The 15012-nt window shown below is 47.0% G+C and carries 12 protein-coding genes and 2 tRNA genes; 8 read left to right on the top strand and 6 right to left on the bottom strand.

Translation table 11 applies throughout. The features are described 5' to 3' along the window. Positions 1-22 precede the first annotated feature (22 nt). From P8S55_RS01105 to P8S55_RS01095, 3 genes are read right to left on the bottom strand one after another with little or no spacing between them, the layout of a single operon-like run. Positions 23-1462: an efflux transporter outer membrane subunit gene (locus tag P8S55_RS01105; protein WP_289224458.1), complete on the bottom strand. Its 1440-nt coding sequence runs from the start codon at positions 1460-1462 to the stop codon at positions 23-25. Further along, positions 1459-4584: an efflux RND transporter permease subunit gene (locus P8S55_RS01100; protein WP_289224457.1), complete on the bottom strand. Its 3126-nt coding sequence runs from the start codon at positions 4582-4584 to the stop codon at positions 1459-1461. The genes P8S55_RS01105 and P8S55_RS01100 overlap by 4 nt, the downstream gene beginning before the upstream one ends. A gap of 45 nt (positions 4585-4629) precedes the next feature. Further along, positions 4630-5742, bottom strand: coding sequence for an efflux RND transporter periplasmic adaptor subunit (locus P8S55_RS01095; protein WP_289224456.1), 1113 nt, complete (start codon positions 5740-5742; stop codon positions 4630-4632). 137 nt (positions 5743-5879) lie between these two features. Here P8S55_RS01095 and P8S55_RS01090 point away from each other — a divergent pair, with 137 nt between their 5' ends. The 3 genes from P8S55_RS01090 (at position 5880) to P8S55_RS01080 (ending at position 6866) form a co-directional block, all read left to right on the top strand. Next, entirely contained in the window at positions 5880-6515 is a 636-nt protein-coding gene (locus P8S55_RS01090; protein WP_289224455.1) for a TetR/AcrR family transcriptional regulator, read from the top strand. A gap of 162 nt (positions 6516-6677) precedes the next feature. Then, positions 6678-6764, top strand: a tRNA-Leu gene (locus P8S55_RS01085). Positions 6765-6789: 25 nt separating this feature from the next. Beyond that, positions 6790-6866, top strand: a tRNA-Val gene (locus tag P8S55_RS01080). A 203-nt stretch (positions 6867-7069) separates the two neighbouring features. On the opposite strand, the gene P8S55_RS01075 is transcribed toward P8S55_RS01080, so the two are convergent. From P8S55_RS01075 to P8S55_RS01065, 3 genes are all read right to left on the bottom strand, one after another. Beyond that, positions 7070-8167: an anhydro-N-acetylmuramic acid kinase gene (locus P8S55_RS01075; protein ID WP_289224454.1), complete on the bottom strand. Its 1098-nt coding sequence runs from the start codon at positions 8165-8167 to the stop codon at positions 7070-7072. Next, positions 8160-9485 carry a M23 family metallopeptidase gene (locus tag P8S55_RS01070; RefSeq protein ID WP_289224453.1) on the bottom strand — a complete coding sequence of 442 codons (1326 nt, stop codon included), beginning with the start codon at positions 9483-9485 and terminating at the stop codon, positions 8160-8162. The genes P8S55_RS01075 and P8S55_RS01070 overlap by 8 nt, the downstream gene beginning before the upstream one ends. A gap of 117 nt (positions 9486-9602) precedes the next feature. Continuing rightward, on the bottom strand, positions 9603-9827 hold the full coding sequence (locus P8S55_RS01065) for a sulfurtransferase TusA family protein (RefSeq protein WP_289224452.1): 225 nt from the start codon (positions 9825-9827) through the stop codon (positions 9603-9605). Positions 9828-9904: 77 nt separating this feature from the next. Here P8S55_RS01065 and glyQ point away from each other — a divergent pair, with 77 nt between their 5' ends. The 5 genes from glyQ to P8S55_RS01040 are packed head-to-tail and all read left to right on the top strand — an operon-like array spanning position 9905 to position 15012. Beyond that, positions 9905-10831, top strand: coding sequence for a glycine--tRNA ligase subunit alpha (glyQ, locus tag P8S55_RS01060; RefSeq protein ID WP_289225283.1), 927 nt, complete (start codon positions 9905-9907; stop codon positions 10829-10831). Next, the gene (gene glyS / locus P8S55_RS01055; protein ID WP_289224451.1) at positions 10828-12906 is read left to right on the top strand and encodes a glycine--tRNA ligase subunit beta; all 2079 of its coding nucleotides are present in this window, start codon (positions 10828-10830) and stop codon (positions 12904-12906) included. Before glyQ ends, glyS begins: the two co-directional genes overlap by 4 nt. Before the next feature lie 7 nt (positions 12907-12913). Further along, entirely contained in the window at positions 12914-13459 is a 546-nt protein-coding gene (gene gmhB / locus P8S55_RS01050; RefSeq protein WP_289224450.1) for a D-glycero-beta-D-manno-heptose 1,7-bisphosphate 7-phosphatase, read from the top strand. Further along, a complete protein-coding gene (locus P8S55_RS01045) occupies positions 13456-14163 on the top strand; it encodes a lysophospholipid acyltransferase family protein (RefSeq protein WP_503010355.1) in 708 nt (235 codons plus the stop codon). The genes gmhB and P8S55_RS01045 overlap by 4 nt, the downstream gene beginning before the upstream one ends. A 33-nt stretch (positions 14164-14196) precedes the next feature. Then, on the top strand, positions 14197-15012 hold the full coding sequence (locus tag P8S55_RS01040) for a motility protein A (RefSeq protein ID WP_289224448.1): 816 nt from the start codon (positions 14197-14199) through the stop codon (positions 15010-15012).

The raw sequence follows: 15012 nt of genomic DNA, 5'->3' as shown, positions 1-15012 counted from the left end.
AGGCCTGGTTGCGTTTTTCAGTTCAAATCTTTGTTTGTTCATGTCCACCGAGTGCTTTGTAAATCGCAATGCGTGCATGGCGGAGGTTGCGCTGGGTATGAACCATTGCGATTTCGGCATCAAACAAGGCACGCTGTGCATCTAGAACTTCTAGATAGCTAGAGTAGCCGGCATCAAAGCGTTTTTGTGCCAGATCTAGCGTATTGCGCAGCGCGTTTAATTGGCGTTGTTGCGCGGCGAGTTGAGCGGTTGAGCGTTCGTGTAAGCTGAGCGCGTCCAAGGTTTCGCTAAAGGCTTGACGCAGGGTGTGTTGGTAGTCGAGCAGTTTTATTTGCTGTTCGGCTTCAGAAATCTGCACCTGCGCACGCAGCGCACTGGCATTAAAAATCGGGGCGGTTAAGCCGGCATTCACTCGCCATTGCAGCGCATCGCTATCAAATAACCCGTTTAACTCGGCGCTGCCTAATCCGAGTAAGGCATTCAAACGAATGCTGGGAAAGAGGGCGGCGCGCGCCATGCCTATTTCAGCATTGGCAGCGATTAAGCGCTGTTCTGCGGCTTGAATATCAGGGCGTTGCAGCAGACGTTCGCTTTCAATTTCGCTATTGAGGGGGGGTATCGGCAGGTCGATATAACGCTTAGGATGCGGCGTATCGCTATGCGCCATGTGCATTTGTTGCACCGGCGTATGGCCGACTAACAGGCTTAGTGCATGGCGTTGGTTGTCGCGTTGTTGTTCCAATGAAATTAACTCGACTTCAGCCCGGCTGAGTTCCACTTCGGCTTGTTGAACCGCCAAGGGGGTGAGGCGGCCGTGTTCAAATTTGCGTTGGCGTAACTGCAGATTTTCTTGACGCGATACCACGGTGTTTTGTGCGATAAGCACCATTTCATCTAGTGCTCGCAAGTTAAAATAATGGTGCGCTACCGCCGCGCTTAAACTCAAACGTGCCGTCTGGCGGTCGGCCTCTAATGCCTGATACTGCGCCTCTAATCGTTGTTGGTTGGCGCGAACCCGACCCCATAAATCCAGCTCGTAACTAACCAGTCCATCGAGGGTGAAGCTATTGAATTGGCTGCCTTGATTTTGTGGAAAGCTGTTGTCGCTGGTTTGTTGACGGCCAATTCCAGCCTGGCCAGTTACCCTCGGCAAACGTTCAGCCCGTCCTTGGGTCAATGCGGCACGCGCTTGAAACAGACGTTGCTCTAAAACAGCCATATCACGATTATGGATTAGGGCATGATTAAGTAGTGTGCTTAAGCGCTCGTCAGCAAAGCTTTCCCACCAGGCCTGCTCGGATGTGTCCATTTGCGTATCAGCGCTGAGCAGGCTTAATTCACTGAATTCACTGAGGTTGTCGGGTAGATTCACCTCAGGCGATTGATAGCTTGGCAGTTGGGAACAGCCGGTGATCAGCGCCAGTGTGGCGGCTAATAGGGTCAGACGTGTAGGCGTGTTCATAGCGCCGCTCCTTTGCGTTTGTGGTCGAACCATTCAGAAAGTCGTGCCATCCAGTAGAAAAACATCGGGATAAATAAGGGCGCTAAAAAGGTCGCTAAAATCATGCCACCGACGACACCTGTGCCCACCGCATTCCGTGCGGCCGCGCCAGCGCCTTCGCTTATCATCAGTGGAATCGCTGCCATGGTAAAGGCTAAGGACGTCATCACAATCGGGCGGAAACGCATGCGCGCTGCTTCAATCGTCGCGGCGGCTAACTCCATCCCCTGCGCACGTTTTTGCATCGCAAACTCGACAATCAAAATAGCATTTTTTGCCGATAGGCCAATCAAGGTGAGTAGCCCTAGCTCAAAATAAATATCATTATCCAGCCCCGCCCATTTAGTCGCAAGCGATGCGCCCAAGACCGCAAAGGGTACCGCCATAATCACCGCGAATGGCAGGGTCCAGCGACCGTATTGTGCCGCAAGAATTAAAAATACAATCAGTAATCCAAGTAAAAACGCGGTGGTGCCACTGCCTGCTGAGGCCTCAGCCTGATAGGCTTCGCCTACCCAGCCAAGCGTAAAGCCATCCGGTGCCACCTCAGTCATGACCTGCTGTAAGGCTTGCATGGCTTCGCCAGACGTATAGCCAGGTTGCGGTTCAGCCATCAGTTTGGCGGCCGGGAACAGGTTAAATCGATCCACGACATCTGCCCCCGTAATGCGTTTAAAGCTAATCAGGTTATCCAGTGAGATCATTTCACCGGTTTGTGAGCGTACAAATACATCTTTTAGATTATCGGTACTTTCGCGGAACTCGCCTTCTGACTGTAAGTTCACGCGGAACGTTCGGCCAAACAGGTTGAAATCGTTAACATATAGACTGCCAAAGGTGGCCTGCATAGCGGCAAACGCTTCATGGATAGGCACCTGTAGCGTGTGCGCCTTGTCACGATCTAGCTCCGCTTGATACTGGGGTGTTTTGGTTGAAAAGGTGGTGCGCACACGTTGAAGCTCAGGTCGCTGGTTAGCGCGCGCCACAATTTGATCCATCAGCTCCCCCAGTTCTTGGTAGCTAGCACCGATTCGATTTTGCACATAGCCTTCAACACCACCAGTCATGCTCATGCCCATAATCGTTGGCATGGCGAGCGGTAAGCTAAAGGCTTGGTCGTTTTGCATAAACTGACCAAACAATTGCCCGACGACCGCATCAATATGCATATCGGCGGATTGGCGTTCATTCCAAGGTTTGAGGGTGGCAAAGCCTGCCGCAGAATCAGTGCGGTTGGTAAAGGTTTGTAAATCAAAACCCGCAAAGTGGATAAAGTTTTCCAAGGCGGGATGTGCCAATACTTGATCCGACACCTGGTCTCGGAGCTCACTGGTTCTGGATAGCGATGAGGCAGGCGGTAAATAGCTGACGACAAACATACTGCCCTTGTCCTCTTGAGGTACTAAACTGCTGGGTAAGCTTTGTAGTTGTTGAACCGCCAAGGTGCCCAAGCCAATAAACAATAGAAAACTCACTAGACTATAGCGCATTACCTTGGCGACGCCTTCACTAAAGCGATCGCTCAACCAGTCAAAAAACCGGTTAAACCAACCAAACCAACGGCTTGGTTTATCGTCATGCGGTTTAAGCATACTGGCACAGAGCGCGGGCGTCAGAGTGAGCGCAACCAGGCCTGATATCGCAACGGATACCACAATGGTTATCGCAAATTGCTTATACATTTCGCCGGTAAACCCGCCAACAAACCCAACAGGAATAAACACGGCCGATAACACCAATACAATCGCAATCAACGGGCTAGTGAGTTCCTGCATCGCCTTAATGGTGGCTTCTTTGGCATTGAGTTTTTGCTGGCGCATAATGCGTTCAACATTTTCGACCACGATAATCGCATCATCGACCACGATGCCTATAGCGAGAATCATCCCAAACAGTGTCAGTTGGTTAATCGAAAAACCAAGCAATTGGAAACCAATAAACGTGCCTACTACCGAAACCGGAATCGCCAGCAACGGAATAAACGTAGCGCGCCAATTTTGTAAAAACAAAAATACAATTAACGACACGAGAATAAGCGCTTCGATAAACGTATAAATAACCTGCTGAATCGATACCTTTACAAAGGTGGTTGTATCATAAGGAATGTCATAGCTGATACCTTGTGGGAAGCGTTGCGCAAGTTCGGCCAGTTTGTCATCCACCAACCTTGAAACTTCTAGGGCATTGGCCCCAGTTTGCAAGAAAATGCCAATCGGCACCGTAGGTTTGCCATTAAATGTGGCATCAAAATTATAAAGTTCCGCGCCAAGTTCCACCCGCGCGACATCTTTAACCCGCAGCATTGAACCATCTGACTCGGCACGTAATACAATGTTTTCGAACTCATCGGTTTGGTTGAGGCGACCTTCAGTGACAATGGTATAGGTAAAGTCTTGCGCGTTATATAAGGGTTCTTGGCCGATTTGTCCAGCGGCGAACTGGGTGTTTTGCTCACGAATAGCGCGCGCAACATCGCTGGGTGCGATCTGGTATTGCGCCATCCGGTTTGGATCAAGCCAAATCCGCATGGAATAGTCTTTCGCGCCAAATTGACGTACTTCGCCAATGCCGGGAATACGCTTGAGTTCATCGACGACATTGATTAAGCCGTAGTTGGCAATAAAAATCGTATCGCGGCTGGCGTCCTCTGAGTACATCGCAATGACTTTAAGTAGGCTTGGTGAGCGTTTGTTTACCTGCAAACCTACGCGTTGTACTTCTTGGGGTAAACGATTGATGGCGGATTGCACCTTGTTATTGACATCCATCAAGGCTTCGTTAATATTGGTGCCCACTTCAAAGGTTAAACTCACGCTGACGGTGCCAGAAGACGAGGCGACTGAGTTCATATACAGCATGTTTTCAACCCCATTAAGCTGTTGCTCGAGTGGAGCGGCGACGGTTTCAGCAATCGTTTCGGCACTGGCACCTGGATAGCTGGTACTGACGGTAATTTGAGGTGGCACAATTTCAGGGTATTCCGAAACAGGCAAACCGCGCAAACTCATAAAACCGACCAGCAAAATAATGATCGACATTACGATCGCAAACACCGGGCGTTCGATAAAAAATTTAGAAAACATGAAAAATAGCTCCTTGGTGTCGACGGGTTCTGAGAATAGCGTCGGTTATTGAATCGGCTGAACCGGTGTGTTTGGGCGCAGTTTAATCAGGTTATTAATGATTAACTGGTCACCGGGTTGCAGTCCGCTGTCGATTAACCAGGTCTGGCCCACGCCACGTTGAATCCCTACCGGCACCATTTGGGCTTTACCTTCTTGAATGACATAAACAAAGGCTTGTGCGCCAATTTGCAATACCGCAGATTGTGGAATTTGAACCACATTCACCGCCTCAATGCCAGCGAGTTGGATGCGCACAAACGAGCCAGGTAACAAGGTGCGCTCTGGATTGTCAAAACGCGCACGTAAGCGCACGCTTCCGGTTGCTGGGTTGATCTGATGGTCAGAAAAGTCAATCTTCCCCGTTAGATTCTGTCCTAAATGGCTGATATGGGCAGTTGGATTATCCCCATCCGTTAAGCGAAGCAAACCTTGTTGGAGCTGTTGTTGACGCTGAATGTACTCGGCTTCACCAATCGAAAAATGCACTTCAATTGGGTCGAGTTGTGTTAGCGTGGTGAGAAGTGTACGGCCATATTCACGGCCAACCAAATCGCCAACACTTTGGTGTTTCTGGCCTGTTAGCCCATCTATCGGCGCATAAACTTGGGTGTAATCTAAATAAATTTGTGCTTCTTTTAGGGCGGCTTGTGCCCCGGCCAGGCCGGCTTGTGCCAATTCAAAGGCCGATAGCGTTTGGTCGCGTTCTTGTTCACTCACGGCTTTTTCACGGTACAAGCCTTCAACCCGAATTTTTTCGCGCTCGGCCTGACGCAAGCGCGCTTGCTCCATTAGCACCTGTGCCTGGGCACGATCCACAGCGACTTGATAGGTTGTTGGATCAAGGCTATAAAGAAGCTCACCGGCTTTCACCGCCTGACCATCTTGGTGATGTTGTTTTAATAAAGTGCCATTGACGCGGGCATGTATCTCGACTTGGTTTGCACTTTGTACACGAGCAGGGTAGTCATACGCCAGCGCCACCTGAGTCTGTTCAATCAAAAGGGTTTTAACCGGCATCGGCGGTGGGGCATCGGCAACCGCATAAGGGGTGAATAAAATTAACCCCAAACCAAAGAGCCATGTGAAATAGGAAGGGGTGGTATTGCTCGTATTCATCGCAAGGAGCTCCAGTGTTATGTATTTATGAAAATTAGATTTGTGTAGTGTAACATTCGTTACACTAACTGCAAGCCAACGATTGTGGAATAATTCGCTATAATAGCGTTGATAAATAAACTAGAGCCGCAAAATCCATGTCAATAGAATTTGAACATACTCCTCAAACCCGGCGCGGGTATGAACGACACGAAAAAATACTTGAAGCCGCTAAGCAAGTGTTTGTTGAGCACGGCTATGCGGGCGCAAGCGTCAATGAAATTGTTAAACGTTCGGGGGGGTCTCTAGGCACAATTTACAAATTCTTTGGCAATAAGTTAGGGTTGTTCGAAGCCTTCTTTCAAAAAGCCACCTGTGATGCGTTTTCACACTTTGAAGAGCGGGGCTTATGGACAGAGGATGTTGCGACTTCCTTGTTTAACTTTGGCCAGCAATTGCAGCAAATGATCTTTGAAAAAGATGCGCTGGCAATTTACCGCTTAGTCTTGACTGAGCAAGGCGCGGAAAAAGCTGAAATCCAACGTATCTTTATGAAATACGGCCCCAACCAACTCAATAAAATCCTGGCTGGTTTTTTGCAGCAGCAGGTTGCCGCTGGTCTGTTGCAGATTGCAGATTGTGAAATCGCGGCCTTCCAGTTTGTTGAAATGATTAAAGGTCCGCTGCATTTTCAGGCCTTGTTTGGCGAACAGATTACCCAAACACAATGCGATAAGGTACTAAATCAAGCGGTCAGTTTGTTTTTAAAAGGCTGCGAACCTAAGGCGAACTGAAAACAGCGCGAACGACCAGATAAGGTGAAGGGTGAAGTGGCTGATTTAATAACCAGGCCTGGTTGGATTTTGGCCTATTCTACAAACTTTCACCAAAGTTTAATAAGCTTGCTTGACAAGAGCGCTTCGCCTCTCTATAATCCGCCACACATTTCCAAACATGCCAGTGTGGTGAAATTGGTAGACACGCCGGATTCAAAATCCGGTGCCTTTAAAAGCGTGCCGGTTCGAGTCCGGCCACTGGTACCACACAAGTTTCGTATAGCTCAAATATACGACCGTAGCTCAGTTGGTTAGAGCACCACCTTGACATGGTGGGGGTCGGTGGTTCGAATCCACTCGGTCGTACCAAATTCTTTAGAAAGCCGGATAGCAATATCCGGCTTTTTTGTTTCTAAAACAATCACTTAGGTATTGGTCTTTAAACTGGAAAGGCTTTTTGGAGCGGTGGTGTCGGGGATTATAGTGCTTGTAGGTTTGATTTTGGCATGAATTCATCCGTGACTAGGCTAGTTTTATTTTAGTCTGAGCTTGTTTGAACTTTAATTGCTAAATCAAGGATGCCAGAGACCGCCTAATACGGTGTTTTTGCCTGCACCTGTGATCGATTTGAGTGGGGTGGGTAGGTTGGTTATTCGGTTGCAGGCGAGCCATGCGCACATCATAGCTTCTATAGCATCGGGATTAATGCCAAGGTGTTCAGTGGTTTTGATGGGGTGTGTGTGAAGGCGGACTTGGAGTCGTTTGAGTAGGGTTGTATTATATGCGCCGCCACCGCAAATATAACAGGGCGTTTGTGCTGGAGAGTTGAGCGTTTCAATTGCGCTTGCTAAACTTTCTACGGTGAGTTGATTGAGTGTTGAAAGTTGTGTTAACGCAGACCGCGAAGTGGGATAACGAGATAACCAGGCCTGGTTAAAGTATTCTCGTCCTGTGCTTTTGGGTGAGGGTTGGCTGAAATAAGGGTCTGAAAGTAAGTCTGCTAGCCAGCTTGTGTCAGGGGGAGTTTGTTGGGCAAGTTGGCCTGCTAGGTCATAAGCTTGATTAAAATTGCGTTGGCAAAGTTCGTCCATTAAGGCGTTGCCGGGGCCGCTGTCAAAGCCAAGCGGTGGTTGTTTGGGTTGTAGGTAGCTAACATTCGCTATCCCACCAATATTAATAACGAGGGTGGGGGTTTTGGGGTTAAGGATGGCTTGATGAAAAGCCGGGGCAAAGGGAGCGCCTTGACCCCCTAGCGCCATATCATCGACTCTAAAGTCTGCGGCGGTGATGATGCCAGTTTTTTTGGCAATAATGGCTGGATGGCCAATTTGTAGGCTCATGCCTAATTCCGGTGCATGAAAAATGGTTTGTCCATGGCTACCAATAGCAGTGATTTCTTCGGGTTCAAGCCCATGTTTGGTTAGCATAGCTAACGCCGCATCGGCAAAGTTATTGGCGAGATGGGCGTGTAATTTAGCAAGTTGTTTTAGAGAGATTTGAGCATCGCTATTTAACTTACATAGGTCTATTTGATGCTCGTTAGGATAGTCAATAAAGTCGATAAGGCGAATGGATTGGTTGTCTATTGTGACCAGTGCGACATCAATAGCGTCGGCACTGGTTCCGGACATAAGTCCAATAAATAGGTTTTGAGTATTGGTTTTATTCAAACTTCATCGCCAACTTTGTAGTATTTGGCTGGCTTCTTTCTAACTGGCTTTGCATGAGCGCTGCGTAGTCCAGAAAAGCTTGTCTATGTTGTTTTGGAATAGGTTCAGCACTAGGGAATTTTACGGTCAATGGGTCATGGTGAACGCCATCTATACGGAATTCATAATGAAGGTGAGGGCCGGTTGCCAAACCTGTCATGCCAACATAACCTATGACTTCGCCCTGTTTAACTGTTTGGCCCTGGCGGAACTTACCAAATCGAGACATATGGCCGTAGACGGTTTCGTAACGCCCGGCATGTTGAATAATAATGTAGTTTCCGTAGCCATTTCCCCAGCCACGGAATTTTATGGTGCCATCACCAGCCGCATAGATAGGTGTACCGGTAGGTGCTGCATAATCGACGCCTTTGTGGTCACGAATTTCTTGTAAAACCGGGTGGTAGCGTCCTGTTTGAAACCTTGAGCTAATACGCGTGTAGTTAATCGGATTACGCATAAATGCTTTTCTAAGGTTGTCACCTTTCTCATCGAAGTAGCCAATCAGTTCGCCATTTTGCTCAAATCGGATGGCTCTAACTTGACGCTGACGATTGCCGACGACTAATTCGGCTGCAATGATTTTGCCGTCGCCAATATATTCATTATCAAGATAATGGCGTTCGTAGATGACTTTTAATTCATTGCCCGCACGCAATTCACGGCTGTAATCTACTTCCCATGAGAAGATGTCGGTCAGATTCATAATTAGGTTAGAACTTAACCCTACGCCCCGCCCCGCTAGGTATATTGAATTATCAATGGTGGCAGATACCTGGGAGATGCGTTTTTCAATCGGTCGGGTGTGGGTTGAAATAGTCATTTGATCATCTTCAATGGTTAGATGATGGCTCAGCGTTTTTGTTTTTTGTAGGTCAATTTTGTGTAATTGGTTGTCTTGGTCAGTCCATAAAACTAATGTATCGCCAATATTTAAACGGGTAAAGTGCTGAGCATTTTCCAAACGACTGATTTGATAAGTAAGTTGGGGTGCTTTGTCGATGCCACTGAGTGCGTGGCTTAAGCTTTGGTTTCGACCGATAGTGAACTCACGTCGTTGGAGCTCCAACGGTGCTTTACTAGGCTGGGTTATGTCTGGGTTTTGGTTTGCGAGGGGGGGTAAATCTAAAGCGTGTCTTTCTAATGAGTCCTCAGGTTTAGCTTTGGCAAGCGGTGAGGACAAAAGAAGTAATAGCGAACTTAAAATAACAATAGTATTAAAGCACAATAAAGATGTTTGTTTTTTTAAATTAAGGTTTCGGCTAATTATCGAATGCATACACGCTATCTCCTGCGTTTAATCTCACATTATATTAATGTGAATTTTTGTGCAATTCTATATTAAACAACATCAAATTACTAATTAGTTTTAACTAAACTTTATGTTTTGGTGGGCTTATTTTAGTTTGATTGAGATTAACCAGGTCGAGTTGAGAGTTTGTGCAGTCAGAAATTGATGTTTATTAATACGGCACCAGCTGCGGATATCTTTTTCAGCACTTGGATCGGTACATACAATATCAATACGGTCGCCGTTTGAAACTTGGCGCGCAAGATTTTGGAGATTGATAACGGGCATAGGACATTTTAAGCCTTTTGCATCAAGTTGGTGCGTGTTCATCGGTCTTCCTTTGGGGTATAATTAAGAAAATTCTAATTTTAATAAATTACTGAACACTTTAGGGGTTTTTTGTGTCCATGTTTGATCAAAAACGTGCCAATGTGCATAGCTTCCAAGGCTTAATTCAATTATTACAAAGCTATTGGGCTGAACAGGGTTGCGTTGTTATGCAACCCTACGATAATGAAATGGGGGCGGGAACCTTTCATCCTGCGACCTTCTTACGCTCGATTGGCCCTGAGCCTTGGCGCGCGGCTTACGTTCAACCCAGCCGTCGTCCGACTGATGGCCGTTATGGTGAAAATCCAAACCGCTTACAGCATTATTATCAATTTCAAGTGATGCTTAAGCCTTCGCCAGAAAATATCCAGGAACTTTATTTAGACTCGTTAATAATGCTTGGGATTGATCCGTTAGAGCATGATATTCGTTTTGTTGAGGATAACTGGGAATCACCGACCTTGGGGGCTTGGGGCTTGGGCTGGGAGGTGTGGTTAAACGGTATGGAGGTCACCCAGTTTACCTATTTTCAGCAGGTAGGCGGTTTGGAATGTCGTCCAGTAACCGGTGAGATTACCTATGGTTTAGAGCGCATCGCCATGTACTTGCAGGGCGTAAATAGTGTTTACGATCTGGTGTGGGTGGATGGGCCGGATGGTGTAGTCACCTATGGCGATGTGTTTCATCAAAATGAAGTTGAAATGTCTACCTATAACTTTGACTATGCCAATACAGAGTTTTTGTTTGCGCAGTTTGATGAGTGTGAGCGTGCGTTTGGCCAATTAATTGAAGCCAAACTGCCACTGCCCGCCTATGAGCAGGTATTGCGTGCCTCGCATAGTTTTAACTTATTAGATGCGCGCCATGCCATTAGTGTGACTGAGCGAGCACGATTCATTGGGCGCGTGCGTACCATGGCGCGCGCCGTGGCTGAAGCCTACTACGCAGGTCGTGAAGCCTTGGGCTTTCCATTAGTTAAGGCGAATCAGGAGGCACAAGCATGAGTTTACCCACGGAAGATTTTTTGGTTGAAATCGGTACGGAGGAACTACCCCCTAAAGCACTACAAAAACTAGTACAGGCGTTAGCCGATGGCTTACAAGCAGGCCTGGTTCAGGCTGAATTAGCGTTTGGTGAGATCAAAACCTATGCGGCTCCACGTCGGTTAGCAGTGTGGGTTAAGGATTGCCAACTACTTCAAGCGGATAAACGGGTCGAGCGTAAAGGACCGGCTAAACAAGCTGGGTTTGATGCTGAAGGTAATCCAACCAAGGCGTTGCAAGGTTTTGCAAGGTCGTGTGGTGTAGAGGTTGCTGATCTTATTGAAATAGAAACAGATAAAGGCACCTGGATGGCGTTTGAACAGACTGTTCAAGGGCAGGCGGTGCAAGCACTGTTACCAGGCCTGGTTGAAGCGGCTTTGGCCAAGCTTCCTATCCCAAAACCTATGCGCTGGGGAAGCTCTGATGTGGCGTTTGTGCGCCCAGTGCATTGGGTTTTGATGTTGCTGGGTAGCGAGGTGGTGCCAGCGACCCTTTTAGGTAAACCCGCATCGAACCTAACACGTGGACACCGTTTTCATGCCCCAGCTGAAATTTCAATTAGCCATGCCGCTGAGTATGCCGTGGTATTAAAAGCGCAGGGTTTTGTTATCGCTGATTTTGAGGAGCGTCGCGAACTTATTCGCCAGCAGGTTTTGGCCTTGGCCGAGCAACACCAAGCCACGGCAGTGATTGATGAAGAACTGTTGGACGAGGTAACGGCACTTAATGAATGGCCGCAAGCGGTGATGGGTTCGTTTGATCAAGACTTTTTAGCGGTACCACCGGAGTGTTTAATTTCGGCGATGAAAGGTCACCAGAAGTTTTTCCATTTGGTTGATCAGGATCAGACGTTATTGGCGAAATTTATTACCGTAAGTAATATCGCCAGTACCAACCCTGCTTCGGTAGTGTCAGGCAATGAGCGGGTCATTCGCCCACGTTTGTCAGATGCAAAATTCTTTTGGAATCAAGACACAAAAGGGTCGCTGGATGACTTTTTGCCGCAACTAAAAACGGTCGTATTCCAGCAAAAGTTGGGTACATTGTTTGACAAAACCGAGCGTTTAGAAACCTTGGCAGTCAAAATTGCTAAACCTTTGGGGGTGCGTCAAGAGTTAGCGCAACGTGCAGCACGTTTATCAAAATGCGACTTAATGAGTTTAATGGTGGGTGAGTTTCCTGAGTTGCAAGGCATTATGGGACGTTATTATGCCTTGGCGCAAAATGAGCATCTTTTGGTCGCTGAAGCGTTGGACCAACAATATCAGCCACGTTTTGCAGGTGATGCGTTGCCGAATAATGAACTTGCCCAGTCTTTAGCTATTGCAGATAAGTTGGATACGATCACCGGAATCTATGGCATTGGCGAACTACCAACGGGTGATAAAGATCCGTTTGCTTTACGCCGTGCCGCCTTGGGTCTGATTCGTATTATGATCGAAAAAGAACTGGATCTCGATTTACACTTTTTAATCGAAACCAGTTTAAAGCTGCATGAGCATGTTGTATTTTCAGAGGCGTTAGTCGAGTCGATTTATGATTTTATTATAGGTCGTTTGAAAGCCTACTATGCTGATCAGGGTGTGAGTGCCGAAGCCTTTGAGGCCGTGCGTGTGTGCCGTCCATCGCATCCAAATGATTTCTCCAAGCGCATTGAAGCGGTTAAGATTTTTGCAGGCTTACCTGCGGCTGAAAGCTTGAGTGCAGCGAATAAACGCATTCAAAATATCCTTCGAAAAGTTGAAGGCGAGCTAACAGAAGAGGTTAACCCACAGCTATTTGAAACCCAGGCTGAAGCCGATTTGTGGCAGGCTCTAGACACCCTCCGTGAACAGGTTAGCAGTCAAATTGCCGGCAGACACTATACCGATGCTTTGACCAGTCTGGCGCAAATTCGTGAGCCTGTGGATGCCTTTTTTGATCAAGTCATGGTGATGGCGGAGGACACCTCTGTTCGGCATAATCGTTTGGCTTTGCTTAACCAAATTCGCCAGCTATTTATGGCGGTAGCTGATATTTCACGTTTATCGGTATAGCCTGATAATGGCTCGTTTAAAGCTGATTATTTTAGATCGCGATGGGGTGATTAATCATGATTCGGATGACTTTATAAAGTCCGCTGATGAATGGCAGCCCATCGAGGGCAGTTTGCAAGCCATGGCTCGTTTAAATGCCGCAGGTTGGCGCATTGCGGTCGCGACCAATCAATCTGGAATTAAGCGGGGCTATTATGATCGTGCATGTCTTAGCCAAATGCATTTAAAAATGCAAGCGCAGTTGGCCGCGTTAGGGGGGCGGGTGGATTGGCTCAATTTTTCGCCCTATCTTGCAGGCTGTGGTTCAGTATGTCGTAAGCCTTTGGATGGTATGTTGCGTGCAATTGAATTGCGCTACGGTCAAGCCTTAAAAGGTTTACCCATGGTTGGTGATGCCCTAACGGATATTCAGGCGGCAAAACAAGCAGGCCTGGTTCCTTATTTGGTCAGAAGCGGAAAAGGTGAACGTACCCTTGCGGCACACGCCGGTGAATTAAAGGGGGTAGCTGTGCATGCCAATCTTGCGGCTTTTGTTGAGGAGTGGTTAAATTGAAGCTCGGCTTGTATGTGCGTTCGGTTGGTTTTGAGCTAGGGCGTGCGCTGTTAACGCTTATTTTTTCCGTTTTGGGTCAGGTGTTTTGGCTTGCGCCTTATAAAGTGCGTTATGGGTTTTTAACCTACTGGACGCGCTTTACTTTAGGTTGGTTAAGGTTTACCTGTGGTCTGCGATTTGAAGTAGAAGGCGCTGAGCATATTGATCCGTCCAAACCCAGTGTTGTGATGGCCCATCATGAGTCCGCTTGGGAAACCATGGCGATGCAGTTGATTTTTCCTCGCCAAACCTATGTGCTTAAAAAAGAGCTAATGCGCATTCCTTTTTTTGGCTGGACACTCGCGATGTTAAATCCGATTGCGATTGACCGTTCTGCCGGACGCCAATCTATGCGCCAATTACTCGAACAGGGTACTCAGCGACTTGAACAACGCGGTGACTGGATTGTGATTTATCCAGAAGGAACGCGTGTTCCAACCGGTACGGTTGGGAAAATCAATAAGGGAGCGGCAAGTTTGGCGCTTAAATTACAGGCACCGATTTATTTAGTGACCCATAATGCAGGAGAATTTTGGCCTAAAAATAGCTTATTGAGAAAGCCAGGTGTGATTAAGGTAAAGATTAGCCCTGCATTAAACCCTGAGCAGATGAGTATAGAACAAATCAATCAAGCAGTAATGGATTGGTACCAAGGGAATACCTAAGCGTTATATATTTTGAGGGGAAAAGAGTCTTTTATGAGCAAATCCGCCACTATTTTGGGCCTGTTATTTGGACTCATTATCCTGTTGTTAAGTATGGTTGATCCACAAACGGGTAAACTGATTGACGCTTTTTTAAATTGGCAAGGTTTGCTGGTGGTTTTAGGCGGGACATTTGCTGCTGTGTTAATTAATTATCCGCTCTCTCAGTTAGGTTGTATTTTTAATGGTTTTACTAAAGTACTAACTTCTGAGCCTAGCGATGTAACGCGCACAATTGAGCGTATTGAAGAGTTGAGTCATCAAAAGCTTAAAGGTGGTATTTTGGTTTTGGAAAAGCAAATAGATCAGATTGACGATCCTTTTTTGCGATTTTCAATTAGTCAAATGCTGATTTATAATGATGAGGGGTTGCTTATGGCCAGCCTTAGAAATAATCAACATCAGATTCAATTGCGTCATCAGCAGTGTCAAGAGTTATTCCACAATATGGCGTCTTATGCGCCGGCTTTTGGCATGATGGGCACGGTTATGGGGTTAATTATCATGATGACTGCTCACGCAAGTAGTAGCAGTGCAATGGTGGACTCAGCAAACATGCTGGCTGGTTTAATGAATGGCATGGGTTTGGCATTGGTCACAACGTTTTATGGTGTTTTGTTTGCCAATCTGCTCTTCGTACCGATAGCGGGTAAGCTCAAAGTTTTATCAGAAGCGGAGTTGCTTAAAAATGAAGTCATTATAAAAGGTATCCAAAGCCTTAAACATAGCCACTCACCCATTTTGGTGCGTGAAAGCTTGCTGACCTTTGTCAATGAACGAACAAAGGAAAAGCTGGTACAAAGTTTTTAA

Origin of the sequence: Thiomicrospira sp. R3 (assembly GCF_029581415.1) — a bacterium.
GTDB lineage: Bacteria > Pseudomonadota > Gammaproteobacteria > Thiomicrospirales > Thiomicrospiraceae > Thiomicrospira.
The sequence above is the reverse complement of the archived record's forward strand: the minus strand, read 5'-3'. Positions and strand labels throughout refer to the sequence as shown.